Origin of the sequence: Allorhizobium ampelinum S4, from assembly GCF_000016285.1 — a bacterium.
Classification (GTDB): Bacteria; Pseudomonadota; Alphaproteobacteria; order Rhizobiales; family Rhizobiaceae; genus Allorhizobium; species Allorhizobium ampelinum.
The window spans coordinates 2,183,197-2,200,689 of sequence record NC_011989.1 but is presented as its reverse complement, the minus strand read 5'-3'; the positions used below and the strand labels follow the sequence as shown (position 1 = coordinate 2,200,689).

Below are 17,493 nucleotides of genomic sequence, written 5' to 3'. Positions count from 1 at the left end.
AATTTTGCTCGGCGTATCAAGCCGCCATTTCCGTTTGACGATCCCGGTCTATTTGCCCCAGACCTTACCCTTCGAGATGTCGATGCTGCATTTCTCCCGCTGGAAAACCATTCTCCTCTGGCTTGCCGTCGTGGCGAGCGTCCTGATCGCGCTGCCCGACCTGTTCAGCAAGGATCAACTGGCCCGTCTTCCGTCCTGGTTCCCGAGCAAGCAGATGACGCTCGGCCTCGATTTGCAGGGCGGCTCGCATATCATGCTGAAGATCGAGCGCAACGATATCGTCAAGGAGCGGCTTGAAGCCGTGGTTGGCGATATCCGCAGCAGTCTTCGCGATGCGGGCGTTCGCTATACCGGGCTGAATGGCGTTGGCCAGGCGGTCCAGGTCCGCATTACCGATCCGGCTCAGCTTGATGCGGCGCGCAAGGCCTTGCAGACACTAACCGCGCCTGTCAGCACCGGCGGTTTCGGGTCGAGCAGCGTCCAGGAAGCGACACTGGACGATAGCGGCGATGGGGTGTTGAAGTTTAACCTCACCGATGCCGGTATCGATTACCGCATGTCCTCGGCGCTCACCCAGTCCATCGAAGTCGTGCGCCGCCGCGTCGATGAGCTTGGCAATACCGAGCCGTTGATCCAGCGTCAGGGCTCCGACCGCATCATCGTGCAGGTGCCGGGTCTGGATGATCCGCAGCGTTTGAAGAATCTTCTGAACCAGACCGCGAAACTAAGCTTCCGCATGGTCGATACCAGCATGTCGGCAACCGAAGCGATCAGCGGCCGCCCGCCTGCCACGTCCGAAGTGCTCTACAGCCAGGATGAGGCCGCGGTGCCTTATCTGGTCGAAAAGCGGGTTCTGGTGTCCGGTGAGGATCTCGTCGATGCGCAGGCAAGCTTCAATCAGCAAAATAACGAACCGGTCGTCAGCTTCCGCTTCGATAGCCGTGGTGCGCAGCGGTTTGCCCAGGCGACCCAACAGAATGTCGGGCGGCCCTTTGCCATCGTGCTCGACAATCAGGTGATTTCCGCGCCTGTGATCCGTGAACCGATTGTCGGTGGCTCCGGCCAGATTTCTGGTAATTTCACGGTGCAGGGCGCCAATGACCTGGCCGTCCTGCTGCGCGCTGGCGCACTGCCGGCAACCTTGACCGTGGTCGAAGAGCGCACCGTCGGCCCAAGCCTTGGCGCCGATTCGATCCGCGCAGGTGTTTCGGCTGGATTCATCGGGGCCGCGCTTGTCGTCGTGCTGATGATCGGGCTTTACGGCTTCTTCGGTGTGCTGGCCGTTCTGGCGCTGTTTGCCAATATCGTCATGATTATTGCCATCCTGACGCTGCTTGGATCGACGCTGACGCTGCCGGGCATCGCCGGTATTGTGTTGACCATCGGTATGGCGGTTGATTCCAACGTGCTGATCTACGAGCGTATCCGAGAGGAATACAAGAGCGGGCGTTCCCTGATCCAGTCGATCGATATCGGCTTCAACAAGGCCTTGGCGACGATTGTCGATGCCAATGTTACGACGCTGATTGCTGCTGGCGTGCTGTTCTTCCTTGGCTCCGGTCCTGTACGCGGCTTTTCGGTGACGCTGGCCATCGGTATCATCACCACCGTATTTACCGCCTTTGGCTTGACCCGCTGGATGTTTACCGTCTGGGTCAACACGCGCCGTCCCAAGGCTCTTCCCAAGGGGGTTCGGACCGGAATTTTCGACGGAACCAACATCCCGTTCATGGGTGTCCGCCGTTACACGTTCCTGCTGTCGGCGGCCTTGTCTATAGCCGCTCTCGTTGGTTTCGGCACAGTTGGTATGAAACTCGGCATCGATTTTACCGGCGGTTCGATCATCGAATTGAAGGCGCGTCAGGGCAATGCTGATCCCGCCGCCATTCGCGAACAATTGAGCAGTCTCAACCTCGGCGATGTCCAGGTTCAGGGTTTTGGCGATCCGAGCAGTGTGCTGGTCCGTTTGCAGGCCCAGGACGAGGGTGAAAACGGCGAACAATCGGCTGTTGCCAAGGTGCGGGGCGCATTGGAACAGGCCTATGAGTTCCGCCGCACCGAAGTGGTCGGGCCGTCCGTGTCTGGTGAGCTGACGAAATCGGCAACCATCGGCGTGCTGATTTCGCTGATGGCGATCCTGGTCTATATCTGGATCCGGTTTGAGTGGCAGTTTGCGGCAGGCGCGATCATCGCAACCCTGCATGACGTCATCCTGACGCTTGGCCTCTACGTGGTCACCGGGGTGGAATTCGACCTCAGTAGTATCGCGGCTATCCTGACGATTGTCGGCTATTCGCTGAACGATACCGTGGTCGTCTATGACCGCATGCGCGAGAACCTGCGCCGTTACAAGAAAATGCCGCTGGATGTGTTGATCGACACGTCGATCAACCAGACCCTGTCGCGGACCATCCTGACATCGGTGACGACGCTTCTGGCTCTTCTGGCCCTGTTCCTGTTCGGTGGCGAAGTTATCCGCTCCTTCACCTTTGCCATGCTGTTCGGGGTTCTTGTCGGCACATTTTCCTCTATCTATATGGCGGCGCCGGTGCTGATCGCCTTCCGTCTGCGCCCTGAGGGCCAGGGCGAGCCGGATAAGGCTGGAAAAGCAAAGCCGGAAAAGAATGGCGCGACGGGCAAGGCGGGAGCATAGGCATTGGCAAAGGGCATTATCATCCGCGAGGCGCATTTTCCGGGCCGGTCCCCCATTGATGCCTATGGCAATGGCGGGTTCCGGTTCGCGGATATGTCGCATCGCGGCTCCCTTTTGCTCTTACCATCAGGCATTTATGGCTGGGATATGCGCGAGGGCGAGGACCTGACGGTCGCCGCCCTCCAGCGCCTGCTGGACGAGGCGGATAAGGTCGAGTTCCTGTTGCTCGGCACGGGCGCGGGACTGCGCCGTATCCCCAGTGACGTTAAAGCCGTTCTGACCGCTGCTGGCATCGGTTCTGACCCGATGAGTACAGGAGCTGCGGTGCGGACCTATAATGTGATGCTGGCGGAAGAACGGCCCGTGGCCGCCGCATTGATTGCAGTCTGATCGCATGGCGGAAAGTGCAAAACCATCGCCATTGGTCCCGGATGTCTGCCTGGCTATGCTGCGGGAGATCGACCGCGACCGGTATTTGGCCTGCCTTCTCTCCCCGCCGGAAAAACAGCCTGCCTTGGCAGCGCTCTATGCCTTCAATGCCGAACTTGCCCGGGTGCGCGATCTGGTGCGGGAGCCCTTGCCGGGCGAAATCCGGCTGCAATATTGGCGTGACCTGCTTTCGGGCAAGGGGCATGGCGATACCACGGCCAATCCGCTGGCGGCAGGGCTTTTGGCGGCGGTGGAATCCTATCGTTTACCGGTTCAACCCTTGCTCGACATGATCGATGCGCGGATTGCCGATCTTTACGACGATCCGATCGGGCCAAGATCGGCGCTGGAAGGCTATGCGGGAGAGACCGCCTCGGCGCTGATCCAACTGGCTAGCCTGGTGCTGGATGCCGGGGCCGCGCTGAATTGCGCAACCATTGCCGGTCATGCCGGGGTTGCTCAGTCCATTGCCGGCCTGCTGGCGCTGATGCCGCAGCATCGGGCGCGGGGGCAACTTTACATTCCCGACGAAATCCTGGCGGCGACTGGCCTTGACCGCGAGGCCTTCCTGTCGGGCAGGGACGAGATGAGAATCGATGGAGCAATCGAAGCCTTTGCCGGTCTGGGGCTTGATCATCTTGCCAAGGCGCGGGCTGGCGGCAAGCTTCCTGCGTCTCTGGTTCCGGCCTATCTGCCCGTGGCGCTTGCCGGTCCGATTCTGCGGGATGCTCGCCGGCGCGGCGCCGATATTCTGCAAACACCGATCCGCCGAGCCCAGTGGCGCCGCCAGCTGACGCTGCTCCGCGCTAGCATGACGGGACGATTCTAGAGTTTGTCCGGTTGATACTGAACCAGCCGGTTGAGAACACAGGTTTTCCCTTTTCCTTGGCAAATGCTGCCTTGGCTCCAACCAAACTCCAAACTCACGCAAGGCTCATCCGTTAGATCTTGTCGACTGCAAAATCCGCAAGTTGGAATCGATTCAAAGGATTATGCAGCAGATATAAAGTGTTGCCGCAATTGCACGATCCTCGATCGGCATTGCTGCTCTTGCATCATCCGGAGGTTGCCAGTGGGCGTTGGGATCGGTATTTTTGTGTTTTTGGGCATTATCGCCTTCGCGTGGTACGTTTCGCGCATGGCGGAGCGCAATGACGGCGAAACCCTAAGCGATGTCGGGCTTGCCATCCTGGAATTCGGCCGGGCCTTTCCTGGCGAAGCGATCCGCAGCCTGCATGCCACGGCTGATGGCAAGGCGGTTTTCGTCAGGCTACATGACAACCGCGCGGGTTTCATGCGCAATCTTCGCAATCATTATGCCTGCCATCTGATCGAGCCGGGGCATGTGCAGGTCCGACCACTGGAGAGCGTTCACGGTTTTCACGTCACGTTTCTCGATGCCGCCCAGCATAACGGCGACTATATTTTCGCCAAACCCGCCGAGGCAGCAGAAGTGTCGCTATGGCTGCTCGGCAACTATATCGCGCCGAACGATTTGGAACCGGCGGAAGACAGATTTGACAAGACGTCCTCGTGAGTAGGATGGTCCATCAGGTCCATCAGGTCCATCAGGTCCATCAGGTCCATTGAGATTGTCGGGCCTTGAAATTACAGGCCCGCGTCTTCCAGTTGCTCAACCGGCTGTGGGATGTGCGGCGGCAGGCCCAACCATTCCCGGCAATGGGCCAAGGCGCGGATGGCGATCAACTGGCGCTTCATGACAGTCTTGTCCTTGCCCCGGAATCGCTTCACGCCCTCGGGCTTGACGATGGAGCCCGGCTCCAGATCCGGAAACAGGCCGAAATTGATGTTCATCGGCTGGAAAGACTTTTTACCGGGCTCGTCGTTGGAAACGATATGGCCACCGGTAATATGGTTGAGCAGCGCACCGAGCGCCGTTGTCACAGGCGGTGGACTGAAGGCCTCGCCCTTGCGCTCGGCAGCAGCAAAGCGACCGGCCAGAAGGCCGATGGAGGCGCTCTCGACATAGCCTTCGCAGCCGGTGATCTGCCCGGCAAAGCGCAGGCCCGGTCTGCTCTTTAGGGAGAGGGATTGATCCAGCAGCACGGGCGAATGGATATAGGTATTGCGGTGCAGGCCACCCAACCGGGCGAATTCGGCGTTTTCCAGACCGGGGATCATCCGGAAAATCTCGGCTTGGGCACCGTAGCGCAGCTTGGTCTGAAAACCGACCATATTATAGAGCGTGCCCAGCGCATTATCCTGGCGCAGCTGCACGACAGCATAGGCTTTCACGGTCGGATTATGGGAATTTGTCAGCCCCATCGGCTTCATCGGCCCGTGGCGCAGGGTTTCACGCCCGCGTTCCGCCATGACTTCGATGGGCAGGCAGCCGTCGAAATAGGGGGTGCCTTCCCATTCTTTGAAGCCGACCGCGTCACCGGCAATCAATGCATCAACGAAGGCGTTATACTGGGCCTCATCCAGTGGGCAGTTGATGTAATCCTTGCCCGTACCGCCTGGCCCCACCTTGTCATAGCGCGATTGATACCAGCAGATATCCATATTGATGCTGTCGCGGTGGACGATGGGGGCGATGGCGTCGAAAAAGGCAAGGGCATCCTCGCCGGTTTCCGAGCGGATGGCCTCGGCCAGCGCCGGTGATGTCAGCGGTCCGCTGGCGATAATGCTGAGATCCCAATCGCGTGGCGGCAGGCCGGTGATTTCCTCGCGCACCACGGTTACCAGCGGGTGGGCATGCAGCGCCTGCGTCACAGCTTCGGCAAAGCCATCTCTGTCAACGGCAAGCGCGCCGCCTGCCGGTACCTGATGACGGTCGGCGCAGGCTATGATCAACGAGCCGGCCAGCCGCATTTCCGCATGGATAACCCCGACCGCATTGGCGGTGGCATCATCGGAGCGGAAGGAATTGGAGCAGACAAGCTCGGCCAGGCTATCGGTCTTATGGGCGTCGGTACCGCGAAGGCCGCGCATCTCATGAAGAATGACCGGCACGCCCGCCTCGGCGATCTGCCAGGCGGCTTCGGAGCCAGCCAGCCCGCCGCCAATGATGTGAATAGGGAAATAGGTGTTGTTGTCTGTCATGGCGGCTGCTTATCACGCCTTGCCGCCGCTTCCAATCTTCAACCGATCAAATTGCACTTTGGAGATGCGAGCTTGGTTTGGAGATCCAGAAATAGAAAACGGCGCCAAAAGCGCCGTTCATACAGTCAATTTCAACTTTAAAACCGGATCCGATTAACGGAACGAACGGTTGGCAATGTGACGGATGTCGTAACGGGTGATGCCGATGTCGGACAGGGTCTGGTTGGACAGGCCGCCCAGCTCGGACAGAGTGCGGCGATAGCTAATCCAGTTTTTTGCAATGCGGATCGGGTTCATGACGTTTCCTCGAGATCTTGGTTGCTGATCCGGCGGTCTCTCCCGCCTCAGCTGTTGACATGCTTATACATCGGGGAAGGTCTTTATGGCAGTGCAATAAATGGGCGACTGCTATGCGTTTGTGCAGATTCATGGCTATTAATTGTGCTTCGGCTAAGATTTGAGCGTGATCTTGGGACGCTCAAAACACGCCTTTTTCGAGTGAAATTCTCACCGGTCCGAGGGTGTGGAATCGCCGACCTTCAGGCGCAAGACGGTCCCATAATGGCTTTGTTTAACAAGAATCCAGCGGATATTTTCTTTTGCGCAACATTCCCTGCTTTGTGGCCAGCAAAAGGCGGCATAATTCGTCAAAACGCCGTCATCACGTCTATCTCCGTTGCGGACTTATAGCGTAAGCTTGCGGCAAGCTCTGGCTTTGATGGTCCGTGCCATATCTTTGTGCGGAGTATGACCTTGCTGCGGTATTTGCGCGTTCTTGCCTTTCTATCGATCTGCATGGCGCTTGCCGGGTGCATGGCAGGACTGTTTCAATCAGATCGGAAGAAGTTCTACTATGATATTCGTGCGGTCACCGTACTGGCTGGTCCAAAAGTGCCGTTGGTTCTGGTTCAGGGTGTGGAGCGGCGTCTGTCGGCTGCCGTCGCCGCTACGGTGCGCAGCGAGGTTCTGCCACGGGTGATTCTGACGGTCAGGGTCGAGGCGATGGCGAGTGGGCTTGGGCTGGACAAGCAGCATAACGAGGCCGAGGTCAAAGTCAGTGCTGCCTCGGTTGAAACCGGTGATGTGGTCGCTCAGGGCGCGTTCAAGGTGCTGACCATTACCAATGACCAGACGCTTGGCCCTGAAAGCCTGGCGGAAGAAATTTCAGCCCGGATACGCTCGCTGTTTTCCCTGACCGCGCCAAAGCTATAGCGGGTATTGGCTCATGGCTTGCAGATTGACTTAAAGCCTCATTCTGCTAACCCTAAAGGTGGATGGTTTTCGGCCTGAAGAGATTGAGGCTGGAAAGCAAAAGGGAATGCGAAGGCGTGGACCCAGACAGGGCATGCCAAACGCAGCCGACCCCGCGACTGTAGAACAGCGAGGGTTTTCCATCCGGTTTTGACGATCCTTGCATGGCGGGCCGCGTGGTGTGGCCGGTGCGGTGAGCGGACGGACCGGAAAAGCCACTGGAGTGGCAAAGCGATCTGCCGGGGTTGGACGCCTCTTTATCTACGAATCGTCCGCCTTTTCGCTTTTGCTATGACCTCCGGGAAGGTGAGGGAAATCTGCGAACGGGTGCCGTTATGGTACCGGTTTGACGCTGTGAGCCAGGAGACCTGCCGTCCGTGACGGGCTTTACGCCCAATTGGGGGAGAGATCCCCGACGCCAGCACGGAGGTTGTCGTGGCGCAACAGATTGATCGCGGGCCTTCCAGCCTCCGCTCCACGGTCTTTTGGCCGTTTTGCAGTATGCCGCCTGCGCCTAACGGAGGCAGGTCATGATGACGCTCGTGTCATCACGCAGCATAGGTGCCGCCTTAGCTCTGCTTGTGCTGGCGGCGCTGGTTTTTGCGTTGCTGCCGTTTTCCCGTCATGCGCCTTCTGGTCCTTCTCAGCGGCCCGCTGAGCAACAATTCCACGCACCGTCCGGTTCCAATTCCACCTTTGGCGGGGCGCTGTCGCAGCCAAGGTCGGATGTGCGGACGTCTGCGCCATATGCTGCCGATGCAGCCCCATCCGCATGGCCGGGCTTCGTGCCGCGCTCCAGCGGGCTCTACACGCCGCCTACGGGTGGAAACTGACGCCATGGCAGACACAGTTTCGAAACGTGTCTTCGTTCTCGGAGGCGCGCGGTCCGGCAAGTCGCATTTTGCAGAACAGCTTTGTGCCGAGACCGGCCTGGAGCGTCATTATCTGGCAACCGGGCGGGCCTGGGACGAGGAAATGCGCGCCCGGATCGACCAGCACCAGCAGGATCGTGGTCCGCTCTGGGTGACGCATGAAGAGCCACTGGCGCTGGTGGGTCGGCTGAAGTTTATCGATGCGCCGGGCCGGGTCATCTTGGTTGACTGCCTGACGCTCTGGGTCACGAATCTGATGATGGAGGAGGGGCGCGACATGGCTGCTGAGGCGCAAGCCCTTGCGGATCTGCTGCCCCGCCTTTCCGCCTCCATCGTGCTTGTTTCCAATGAAGTCGGCCTTGGCATTGTGCCGGAAAACCGCATGGCGCGCCATTTCCGTGACCATGCCGGACGGCTTCATCAACTGATCGCGGCAAGCGCTGACGAGGTTTACTTCGTCGCGGCTGGCCTGCCCCTGAAAATGAAAGGCTGAACAATGTTGCAACAGAAAATTCCCGTCACTGTTATCACCGGTTTTCTCGGAGCGGGCAAAACGACGATCATCCGCAATATGCTGATGAATGCGGGTGGCAAGAAAATCGCGCTGATCATAAACGAGTTTGGTGATCTGGGTGTGGATGGCGAAGTGCTGAAAGGCTGCGGCGCCGAGACCTGCACCGAGGACGACATTATCGAACTGACCAATGGCTGTATCTGCTGCACGGTTGCCGATGATTTCGTGCCGACCATGCAAAAGCTGCTGGCACGGGATGTGCTGCCCGACCATATCGTCATAGAAACCTCCGGCCTTGCCTTGCCCCAGCCGCTGGTGGCCGCCTTCAACTGGCCGGATATCCGCACCCGCGTGACCGTGGATGGTGTTGTGACGGTGGTCGATAGCGCTGCTGTCGCCGCTGGCCGGTTTGCTGACGACCATGACCGGATCGACGCCCAGCGCGCCGCTGATGACAGTCTCGATCACGAAAGCCCGATCGAGGAGCTGTTCGAGGACCAATTGACCTGCGCCGATCTGATCGTGCTCAACAAGACCGACCTGCTTGATGCCGATGGTCTTGCCAAAGTGCGGAGCGATGTGACCGCCCGGATGTCCCGCAAGCCGACCCTGATCGAGGCGAAGAATGGCGATGTGCCTGTTATGGTGCTGCTTGGCATTGGAGCGGGTTCGGAAGCCGATATCGATAATCGCAAGTCCCATCACGAGCTGGAGCATGAGGCGCTGCATGCCAGCGGTGAGGACCATGACCATCATCACGACCACGACGAATTTGATAGTTTCGTCGTCGATCTGCCGCAGGTGCGCGAGCCGGACCGTTTTGTCGATGGCTTGAAGACCGTGATCGAAGCGCATGACGTGCTGCGGCTGAAAGGCTTCGTCGATGTGCCGGGCAAGCCGATGCGGCTTGTGGTGCAGGCGGTCGGCAACCGCATCGACCAATATTACGACCGGCCCTGGGCCTCCGGCGAACAGCGGGCGACGCGGCTAGTGGTGATCGGCCTGCATGATCTCGACCAATCGGCGATTGCCGATGCCATCCGGGCGGCGGCGTAAGCCATGCATCTTCTGCTTGCCCAGCAAGGCTCGATCAGCGACGGGGATGACGCGATAGACCTTGGCCAGACGCCGGGGGATATCCTGTTTCTGTCCGCCGCCGATACCGAGCTGTCCGCCATCGCGGCGGCGCTGGCGCGGCAATCCGAGACCGCGACATGGCGGCTCGCCAGCCTGATGGCGCTGAAACATCCGATGTCGGTCGATACCTATATCGAGCGCACCGCCCGCCATGCGAAACTGATTGTGGTCAAGGCTTTGGGTGGGGCCAGCTATTTTCATTATGCGCTGGAAGCGCTGCACGCCTGCGCCCGCCGCCATGGGATCAAAATTGCCGTCCTGCCCGGCGACGACAAGCCGGATGCCGGGCTGGAGGCTTTTTCAAACCTGGATGCCTCGGATCTATCGGCGCTTTGGGCCTATCTGATCGAAGGCGGCGATAGTAATGCCAGCCATTTCGTGGCTTTTGCGCAAGCGCTGCTGACCAATGCACCGAAACCGCAGGAGGCTTTGCCGCTGCTGAAAGCCGGGCTGTGGTGGCCAGGGCGAGGGGCGATCGACGTTCCGGCATGGCAGGCGCTTGCAGGTGAGGGGCCGATTGCTGCCCTGTGCTTTTACCGCGCCCTCGTCCAGAGCGGCGAGACCGCGCCGGTTGAGGCGATGATCGAGGCGTTGCAAGCGCAGGGCCTGCGGGTCTTGCCGGTGTTTGTCGCCAGTCTGAAAGATGCTGTCTGCGTTGAGACGCTGCGGATGATTTTTAAGCAGGCCGCACCGGATGTGGCGGTCAACACGACAGGCTTTGCCGTGTCCGTTCCGGGTGCCGATGCGCCCTCGACCGTGCTGGACGAGCACGGCGCGGTGGTGTTGCAGGCGCTGTTTTCCTCGTCGCCACGCTCCGTCTGGGAAGCCTCGATGCAAGGGCTGAGCGCCCGCGATCTCGCCATGAATGTCGCGCTGCCGGAGGTGGACGGGCGGGTGCTGACCCGCGCCGTGTCCTTCAAATCCGCTGCCCGCTACGATGCGCGGGTGGAAACCACACTGGTCAGCCATGCGCCGGACCCGGGCCGCATGGCCTTCGTCGCCAGCCTGGCTGCCAATTGGGCGCGGCTGAGGCACACACCTGCGCCAGAACGGCAGGTCGCCCTGATCGTGGCCAACTATCCCAACCGGGATGGGCGCCTTGGCAATGGTGTCGGGCTGGATACCCCTGCCGCCAGCCTTGAAGTGTTGAAGGCCCTCAAAGCCGAGGGCTACGACACCGGCATCCTGCCCGCCAACTCTGATGCGCTGATGACGACACTGATGGCAGGTGTCACCAATGCAGCGGTGAAGGGCAGGGTGATCCGCGAGACCCTGCCACTTGCCGATTACCAGCGGTTTTTCGGGAGCCTGCCTGACAAGATCAGGCGGGAGATTAGCGACAGATGGGGGGAGCCGCAGGCCGATCCGTTTTTTGCCGGGGATGGTTTCGCGCTGCCGCTGCTGCGGTTTGGCAAGGTGATGGTCGGCATTCAGCCAGCGCGGGGCTATAATATCGATCCGAAGGACAGCTATCATTCGCCGGATCTGGTGCCGCCCCACGGCTATTTCGCCTTCTACGCATTTCTCCGCCAGAGATTTGGCGTTCACGCCATCATTCATATGGGCAAGCACGGCAATCTGGAATGGTTGCCGGGCAAGGCACTGGCGCTGAGCGAGAGCTGTTATCCCGAAGCGGTGCTGGGTCCGGTGCCGCATCTCTATCCCTTCATCGTCAACGATCCCGGTGAGGGTACGCAGGCCAAGCGCCGGGCGAGCGCCGTCATTATCGACCATCTGACCCCGCCGCTGACTAGGGCGGAAAGTTATGGCTCGCTGAAGGATCTGGAAGCGCTGGTCGATGAATATTACCAGGCGATGGGCGGTGATCCGCGCCGGGTTACCCTGTTGAAAACCCAGATCCTCGATCTGGTCGCCGATATCGGTCTGGATGAGGATGCAGGTATTGCCGGTGGTGAGGCGGAGGAGGTCAAGCTGACCAAGCTCGACGCCTATCTCTGCGACCTCAAGGAAATGCAGATCCGCGACGGCCTGCATATTTTCGGGCAGGCACCGCAAGGCCGGTTGCTGACCGATCTGGTCGTGGCCTTGGCGCGGGTGCCGCGTGGACAAGGGCAGAGCCAAGGGGGCCAGGGCGGCGATGCCAGTCTGCACCGGGCGATTGCTGCCGATGCGCTTGGCGGTTGGGCCGATTTCGACCCTCTGGACTGTGTGTTTTCCGATATATGGGACGGGCCGCAGCCGGAACTTCTGAGAAACCTGACGCAAGCCCCCTGGCGCACCAAGGGCGATACGGTCGAGCGGATCGAATTGCTGGCCGCAGACATGGTGTCGTGCAGGTTTGCCTGTCCCCAAGGCTGGCAAAACACAAGCGCTGTTCTGGATGAGGTTGAAGCCCGGCTGAAACCGAGCGTGATCAAATCCGGCCCAGCGGAAATCGCCGGACTGCTCAAAGGACTGTCTGGCCGCTTCGTCGCTCCCGGTCCGTCCGGTGCGCCGACGCGGGGACGACCGGATGTGCTACCGACGGGGCGTAATTTCTACTCCGTCGATAGCCGCGCCGTGCCGACGCCTGCCGCTTACCAACTCGGCCAGAAATCCGCCGAACTGCTGGTTGCCCGCTATGTGCAGGACCATGGCGAATGGCCGGTATCGTTTGGCATTACCGCCTGGGGTACCAGCAATATGCGCACGGGCGGCGATGATATTGCCCAGGCGCTGGCGCTGATCGGCGTCAAGCCGCTCTGGGACAGCGCCTCGCGCCGGGTGACCGGCTATGAGATCATTCCCCAGGCGATTTTGGGTCGCCCGCGCGTTGACGTGACACTTCGGATTTCAGGGTTTTTCCGCGATGCCTTTCCTGAGCAGATCGCCTTGTTCGACAAGGCGGTGCGGGCGGTTGGCGCTCTGGATGAGGACGCGGCGGATAACCCGATTGCAGCGCGCATCAAGGCTGAAACAGTCTTGTTCCAGCAACAGGGGCTGGACGAAAAGACCGCCAGCCGCCGGGCGGGCTACCGGGTGTTCGGGTCGAAACCCGGCGCTTACGGCGCGGGGCTGCAAGCCTTGATCGATGAAAAGGGCTGGGAGCGCCGGGCCGATCTGGCCGAGGCCTATCTGGTCTGGGGCGCTTACGCTTACGGCGCGGGCGAAGAAGGCAGGGCCGAGCGCGGCCTGTTCGAAGAGCGCTTGCAGGGCGTGCAGGCCGTGGTGCAAAACCAGGACAATCGCGAGCATGATCTGCTGGATAGCGACGATTACTATCAATTCGAGGGCGGCATGACGGCAGCGGTCGAGCAGCTCGCGGGTCGCAGGCCAACCGTCTATCACAACGACCATTCCCGACCGGAAAAGCCTGTGATCCGTACGCTGGAGGAAGAGATTGGCCGGGTGGTACGCGCCCGCGTCGTCAATCCGAAATGGATCGAAGGCGTGATGCGTCACGGCTATAAGGGCGCGTTCGAAATTGCCGCCTCCGTGGATTATCTGTTCGCCTTTGCCGCCACCACCGGCGCCGTGCGCCAGCCGCATTTCGAAGCCGTCTACCGGGCTTTTATTGGCGATGACCGGGTGCGGGCTTTCATGGCCGATAAAAACCCGGCTGCCTTGAAGGACATGTCGCAGCGGTTGTTGGAATCCATCGACCGTGGCCTCTGGACGCCGCGCAGCAATTCGGCGAGATATCATCTGTCCCAACTTTCCCAAGCCGAGCTTTTACAGACGATTGAATTGGAGAATGCCCTATGACCGAAACCGTCGATAGCGGAGCCGTTGCAGTAGCATCGGACGATCTTGCCCGCCACGCCGAGAAAATGGCGAAGAAAAAGGCGGCGCGCGACAAGATCATGGCGACCAAGACCGGCGAAAAGGGCCTGATCATCGTCCATACCGGCAAGGGCAAGGGCAAGTCCTCGGCAGCCTTCGGGATGATTTTCCGCCATATCGCCCATGGCAAGAAATGCGCGGTGGTGCAATTCATCAAGGGGGCGATGTCAACTGGAGAGCGCGATCTGATCCTGCGGCATTTTTCCGACCTCTGCGCTTTCCACACCATGGGCGAGGGCTTTACCTGGGAAACCCAGGACAAGGCCCGCGACATGGCCATGGCCAGAGCCGCCTGGGACAAGGCCAAGGAACTGATCCGCGATCCCGCCAACAGCATGGTGCTGCTTGACGAAATCAATATCGCCATCCGCTACGACTATATTGACCTGGCCGAAGTCGTCGCCTTCCTGTCGGAAGAAAAGCTGCCCATGACCCATGTCGTTTTGACGGGACGCAATGCCAAGGACGAGCTGATCGAGATTGCCGATCTTGTCACGGAAATGGAGCTGGTCAAACACCCGTTCCGTTCTGGCATCAAGGCGCAGCTGGGTGTGGAATTCTGATGGCACAGAACTGAGTATTCTGGGGCGCGCGCTGTTATTTGATCGGGGCTGTTACCAGGCTCATGCGCTGATGAAGGACACGGAGGATGTCGATCCCACCGGCATTGATCCGGTAAAAGATCACATGCGCGCCCTCGGAAAAACCGAAAAGGCCTTCCCTGATGTGGTCATGCTTTTGTCCAGAATAGGGAAATTCAGCGAGAAACTCGAACCTGATGAACAAGGCTCGTAGATAATCGTTTCTCTGACGCTTGCCCCAGGTTTTGTTGGTGTAACGACCGATATCCTCGACATCGAGACGTGCTATTTCAGTGACCCGATAGCTTTTGCCGCTCATTGTTCGCGGTCGAGTTTTTCATTGAGTGACTGGAGCGACCAATCCTCAGCAAATTCTCCACGATCTGCTTGTTGCCAGCCCTTGTCGATCTGATGGCGCAAAATTTTCAGCTTTTCTTCCCGCTCCTCCAACTCGCGGAGCGCGTCTCGCACCACTTCGCTCGCAGAGGCGTAGCGGCCACTGCTTATCTGCTGCTTGATGAAGCCTTCCCAATGCGGGCCAAGTGTCAGGCTGGTTGTTGCCATGGGTAAACCTCTATCCTGTATTCAAAATGAATATAGTGGATGGTTGTAAACATAGCAACGTGGTTCAAATCCCCATCCAGACCCGCACGGGATTGGTCGGGTCCAGTAGCAGCTTTATCGCCAACCCGATGCAGGTGACGATCAGCAGCGGCTTGATAATTTTGGCGCCGCTTTTCATTGCCAGTTTCGAGCCGGTCTGTGCGCCCAGGAACTGACCGATGCCCATGACAATGCCGATTTTCCACAAAACCACGCCATTGAACACGAAGACCAGGAAGGCGCCGACATTGGAGCCGAAATTCAGCAGTTTTGTGTGGGCGGTGGCTTTCAACATCCCGAAACCGGCGAGCGAAACGAAGGCCAGCATCAGGAAAGAGCCGGTGCCGGGGCCGAAGACGCCGTCATAAATGGCGATCAGCGGGGCAAGGGTCAGGCCAAACAGGAAAGGCGTCATCCGCTGGTGGCTATCGACGTCGGAAATATTCGGCTTCAGGGCGAAATAGGCGGCAATCGCCACCAGCAAAAACGGCATCAGTGCTTTCAGCACATCGCCCGGCACATAGGTTGCGATGACAGCGCCAATCGCGCCGCCCAGCACCGACATGGCGGCCATCGGCAATTGTTTCTTCAGGTTGACATGACCCTTGCGGCCATAGGCGATGGTGGCAGAGGCCGAGCCGAACATGCCCTGCAATTTGTTGGTTCCCAGCGTTTCCAGCGGTGGAATACCGGCAATCAGCATGGCGGGAATGGTGATCAACCCGCCACCACCGGCAATGGAATCGACAAAACCCGCAATGAAGGCGGCAAAAAACAGGAAGATCAGGGCTTGGATGGCAATATCGGTCATCGGGGAAATCCGCAGAAGAGGGGCGTATCAAGCCTCTTACTGCATTCCCTGCGAAACGGTAATCGGTTTGAGAGGAAAATTTTCCGTGAGAATGATCTTGATCGTGGGTGGATCGTCTCCGGCTGAAATTGCGGTTTGACCCGGCTCGGGCGCTTCGCTATTCCTGCCCCTCAAGATGTGCGACGGCGCCTGTTCGACAGGCTGGAATCGTCCGGTGCGGCTGACCCAATCAGGGGGCCAATTCCGGAGCTGTCCCAAAGGCCATAGGAGATGCCGGAAAACCGGCAGCTCCGGCGCTTCGTACATAAAACGAAACGAAGCAGGGAGCCTTTTGTCATGGCAGAAAAACTCGGAATCATGGTCTGTGGACATGGCAGCCGCAACCAGAATGCGGCGCGCGAATTCGCTGTCATCGCTGAAGGGCTGAAGGCGCGCAATCCCGACCTGCCGGTCGAATACGGCTATCTGGAATTCTGCAATCCGGTGATTTCGGCAGGTCTCGACAGCTTGCGGGAAAAGGGCGTCACCCGCGTCTTAGCCGTGCCGGGCATGCTGTTTGCTGCGGGCCATGCCAAGAACGATATTCCCTCCGTGCTGAATACCTATCAGGCGCAGAACCCCGGCATGGTGATCAACTATGGGCGCGAGCTTGGTATTGACCTGAAGATGATCCGTGCTGCCGGTGACCGCATCCAGGCAGCAGTAGATGAGGCGAATGAGCAACTGGGTTTTGTCGATAAGCATGACACGCTGCTGATGGTGGTCGGGCGCGGCTCCTCTGATCCCGATGCCAATTCCAACGCCACCAAGGTGATGCGGATGCTGTGGGAAGGAATGGGCTTTGGCTGGGGCGAAACCTGTTATTCCGGTGTGACCTTTCCGCTGGTGGAGCCGGGCCTGACCCATGCTGCCAAGCTGGGTTACAAACGCATTATCGTCTTCCCCTATTTCCTGTTTACCGGCGTGCTGGTGAAGAGGATCTACAGCTATACCGATGAGGTGGCAGCCCGCCACCCGGATATCCAGTTCGTCAAGGCCAGCTATCTCAACGACCATCCGCTGGTGCTGGATGCCTTTCAGGATCGGGTGCGCGAAATCCTCGAAGGGGCGGCGGTGATGAACTGCCAGATGTGCAAATACCGCGAACAGGTTTTAGGCTTCGAGGCCGATATCGGCCAGCCGCAGGAAAGCCACCACCACCATGTCGAGGGCATTGGCGGCGGGCTGGAAGACTGTCCGTGCAAGGGCGATTGCGACGCCTCCTGCCGCGATCAGGCGTTCTGTCTTAAACATGGCCTGCCGTGGACGCCGGTGCATAGCCATGCCGATCCGGCTCCGCTGCAACCCGCCTTCGACTATGGCGCATCGACAACGCTTGGCGGCAAATACGGGCATTTGCTGAATGCCAGCCCAGATGCGGGACTGGAAGCGGTGATGAATGCGCCGTCCAGCGGTAAGGCGCATGTCCACGAACACGGGCCGGATTGCGGCTGTGGTCATGATCATAGCCACGACCACCATGGACATGAGCACCATGACCACACACATGACCACGGGGATCACTCACACGGTCATAACCACCATCATGACCACGGGCATAGCCATACCCACGCGCCTTACCCCCATGCGGATCATCCGCTGGGTCCGAAATCCATGAAGAAGACCTGATGGCCTTATTCGACCGCATCTTGATCGTGGACTGGTCCGGCGCAGCCAAGCCGGTGACGGGCAAGAACTCCATCTGGGCCTGCCTTGTCGATTGTGGTGAGGCAGGAGCAGAGATCGTCTGGCTG

Annotated in this window: 16 protein-coding genes and 1 riboswitch; of the genes, 11 read left to right on the top strand and 5 right to left on the bottom strand. The window is 59.4% G+C overall.

The window, feature by feature from the left end:
* The first annotated feature begins 82 nt into the window (after nucleotides 1-82).
* From secDF to AVI_RS10435, 4 genes are all read left to right on the top strand, one after another.
* Nucleotides 83-2,653, top strand: coding sequence for a protein translocase subunit SecDF (gene secDF / locus AVI_RS10450; RefSeq protein ID WP_015916331.1), 2,571 nt, complete (start codon nucleotides 83-85; stop codon nucleotides 2,651-2,653).
* A gap of 3 nt (nucleotides 2,654-2,656) precedes the next feature.
* Nucleotides 2,657-3,043, top strand: coding sequence for an Mth938-like domain-containing protein (locus tag AVI_RS10445; protein WP_015916330.1), 387 nt, complete (start codon nucleotides 2,657-2,659; stop codon nucleotides 3,041-3,043).
* 4 nt (nucleotides 3,044-3,047) lie between these two features.
* A complete protein-coding gene (locus tag AVI_RS10440; protein WP_041698060.1) occupies nucleotides 3,048-3,911 on the top strand; it encodes a phytoene/squalene synthase family protein in 864 nt (287 codons plus the stop codon).
* Nucleotides 3,912-4,154: 243 nt separating this feature from the next.
* Nucleotides 4,155-4,619: a hypothetical protein gene (locus AVI_RS10435; RefSeq protein ID WP_041696704.1), complete on the top strand. Its 465-nt coding sequence runs from the start codon at nucleotides 4,155-4,157 to the stop codon at nucleotides 4,617-4,619.
* A gap of 71 nt (nucleotides 4,620-4,690) precedes the next feature.
* Here AVI_RS10435 and trmFO read toward each other — a convergent pair whose 3' ends face one another.
* Nucleotides 4,691-6,148, bottom strand: coding sequence for a methylenetetrahydrofolate--tRNA-(uracil(54)-C(5))-methyltransferase (FADH(2)-oxidizing) TrmFO (gene trmFO, locus AVI_RS10430; RefSeq protein ID WP_015916327.1), 1,458 nt, complete (start codon nucleotides 6,146-6,148; stop codon nucleotides 4,691-4,693).
* 153 nt (nucleotides 6,149-6,301) lie between these two features.
* Entirely contained in the window at nucleotides 6,302-6,445 is a 144-nt protein-coding gene (locus AVI_RS29565) for a DUF1127 domain-containing protein (protein WP_015916326.1), read from the bottom strand.
* Nucleotides 6,446-6,895: 450 nt separating this feature from the next.
* On the opposite strand from AVI_RS29565, the gene AVI_RS10425 reads away from it, so the two are divergent.
* The 6 genes from AVI_RS10425 to cobO all read left to right on the top strand — a co-directional run bounded on the left by AVI_RS10425 (nucleotide 6,896) and on the right by cobO (nucleotide 14,268).
* Nucleotides 6,896-7,360, top strand: coding sequence for a hypothetical protein (locus AVI_RS10425; protein ID WP_015916325.1), 465 nt, complete (start codon nucleotides 6,896-6,898; stop codon nucleotides 7,358-7,360).
* Nucleotides 7,361-7,406: 46 nt separating this feature from the next.
* Nucleotides 7,407-7,789, top strand: a riboswitch (cobalamin riboswitch).
* A gap of 140 nt (nucleotides 7,790-7,929) precedes the next feature.
* Nucleotides 7,930-8,232: a hypothetical protein gene (locus AVI_RS10420; protein ID WP_015916324.1), complete on the top strand. Its 303-nt coding sequence runs from the start codon at nucleotides 7,930-7,932 to the stop codon at nucleotides 8,230-8,232.
* A gap of 4 nt (nucleotides 8,233-8,236) precedes the next feature.
* Complete coding sequence (cobU, locus tag AVI_RS10415) at nucleotides 8,237-8,764, top strand: bifunctional adenosylcobinamide kinase/adenosylcobinamide-phosphate guanylyltransferase (protein ID WP_015916323.1); 528 nt, start codon at nucleotides 8,237-8,239, stop codon at nucleotides 8,762-8,764.
* Between the two features lie 3 nt (nucleotides 8,765-8,767).
* Nucleotides 8,768-9,841 carry a cobalamin biosynthesis protein CobW gene (gene cobW, locus AVI_RS10410; RefSeq protein WP_015916322.1) on the top strand — a complete coding sequence of 358 codons (1,074 nt, stop codon included), beginning with the start codon at nucleotides 8,768-8,770 and terminating at the stop codon, nucleotides 9,839-9,841.
* A 3-nt stretch (nucleotides 9,842-9,844) separates the two neighbouring features.
* The gene (gene cobN / locus AVI_RS10405; protein WP_015916321.1) at nucleotides 9,845-13,627 is read left to right on the top strand and encodes a cobaltochelatase subunit CobN; all 3,783 of its coding nucleotides are present in this window, start codon (nucleotides 9,845-9,847) and stop codon (nucleotides 13,625-13,627) included.
* Entirely contained in the window at nucleotides 13,624-14,268 is a 645-nt protein-coding gene (gene cobO, locus AVI_RS10400; RefSeq protein WP_015916320.1) for a cob(I)yrinic acid a,c-diamide adenosyltransferase, read from the top strand. The genes cobN and cobO overlap by 4 nt, the downstream gene beginning before the upstream one ends.
* A gap of 34 nt (nucleotides 14,269-14,302) precedes the next feature.
* Here cobO and AVI_RS31800 read toward each other — a convergent pair whose 3' ends face one another.
* The 3 genes from AVI_RS31800 to AVI_RS10385 form a co-directional block, all read right to left on the bottom strand.
* Nucleotides 14,303-14,605, bottom strand: coding sequence for a type II toxin-antitoxin system RelE/ParE family toxin (locus AVI_RS31800; protein ID WP_015916319.1), 303 nt, complete (start codon nucleotides 14,603-14,605; stop codon nucleotides 14,303-14,305).
* Nucleotides 14,602-14,850, bottom strand: coding sequence for a type II toxin-antitoxin system ParD family antitoxin (locus AVI_RS10390; RefSeq protein ID WP_015916318.1), 249 nt, complete (start codon nucleotides 14,848-14,850; stop codon nucleotides 14,602-14,604). The genes AVI_RS31800 and AVI_RS10390 overlap by 4 nt, the downstream gene beginning before the upstream one ends.
* A gap of 64 nt (nucleotides 14,851-14,914) precedes the next feature.
* Nucleotides 14,915-15,700 (bottom strand): TSUP family transporter, encoded by a 786-nt coding sequence (locus AVI_RS10385; RefSeq protein ID WP_015916317.1) that lies wholly within the window; start codon nucleotides 15,698-15,700, stop codon nucleotides 14,915-14,917.
* 336 nt (nucleotides 15,701-16,036) lie between these two features.
* Between AVI_RS10385 and AVI_RS10375 the strand changes: the two genes are divergently transcribed.
* Nucleotides 16,037-17,368 carry a sirohydrochlorin chelatase gene (locus AVI_RS10375; protein ID WP_015916316.1) on the top strand — a complete coding sequence of 444 codons (1,332 nt, stop codon included), beginning with the start codon at nucleotides 16,037-16,039 and terminating at the stop codon, nucleotides 17,366-17,368.
* Nucleotides 17,369-17,493: the final 125 nt, after the last annotated feature.

What these genes read in the sequence shown, in the direction of transcription:
- AVI_RS10390 (WP_015916318.1), bottom strand. Translation starts at nt 14,850, where the DNA reads ATGGCAACAACCAGCCTGACACTTGGCCCGCATTGGGAAGGCTTCATC.
- AVI_RS10440 (WP_041698060.1), top strand. Translation starts at nt 3,048, where the DNA reads ATGGCGGAAAGTGCAAAACCATCGCCATTGGTCCCGGATGTCTGCCTG.
- AVI_RS10420 (WP_015916324.1), top strand. Translation starts at nt 7,930, where the DNA reads ATGATGACGCTCGTGTCATCACGCAGCATAGGTGCCGCCTTAGCTCTG.
- AVI_RS10425 (WP_015916325.1), top strand. Translation starts at nt 6,896, where the DNA reads ATGACCTTGCTGCGGTATTTGCGCGTTCTTGCCTTTCTATCGATCTGC.
- cobO (WP_015916320.1), top strand. Translation starts at nt 13,624, where the DNA reads ATGACCGAAACCGTCGATAGCGGAGCCGTTGCAGTAGCATCGGACGAT.
- cobW (WP_015916322.1), top strand. Translation starts at nt 8,768, where the DNA reads ATGTTGCAACAGAAAATTCCCGTCACTGTTATCACCGGTTTTCTCGGA.
- AVI_RS10375 (WP_015916316.1), top strand. Translation starts at nt 16,037, where the DNA reads ATGGCAGAAAAACTCGGAATCATGGTCTGTGGACATGGCAGCCGCAAC.
- AVI_RS31800 (WP_015916319.1), bottom strand. Translation starts at nt 14,605, where the DNA reads ATGAGCGGCAAAAGCTATCGGGTCACTGAAATAGCACGTCTCGATGTC.
- AVI_RS29565 (WP_015916326.1), bottom strand. Translation starts at nt 6,445, where the DNA reads ATGAACCCGATCCGCATTGCAAAAAACTGGATTAGCTATCGCCGCACT.
- trmFO (WP_015916327.1), bottom strand. Translation starts at nt 6,148, where the DNA reads ATGACAGACAACAACACCTATTTCCCTATTCACATCATTGGCGGCGGG.
- AVI_RS10385 (WP_015916317.1), bottom strand. Translation starts at nt 15,700, where the DNA reads ATGACCGATATTGCCATCCAAGCCCTGATCTTCCTGTTTTTTGCCGCC.
- secDF (WP_015916331.1), top strand. Translation starts at nt 83, where the DNA reads ATGCTGCATTTCTCCCGCTGGAAAACCATTCTCCTCTGGCTTGCCGTC.
- cobN (WP_015916321.1), top strand. Translation starts at nt 9,845, where the DNA reads ATGCATCTTCTGCTTGCCCAGCAAGGCTCGATCAGCGACGGGGATGAC.
- cobU (WP_015916323.1), top strand. Translation starts at nt 8,237, where the DNA reads ATGGCAGACACAGTTTCGAAACGTGTCTTCGTTCTCGGAGGCGCGCGG.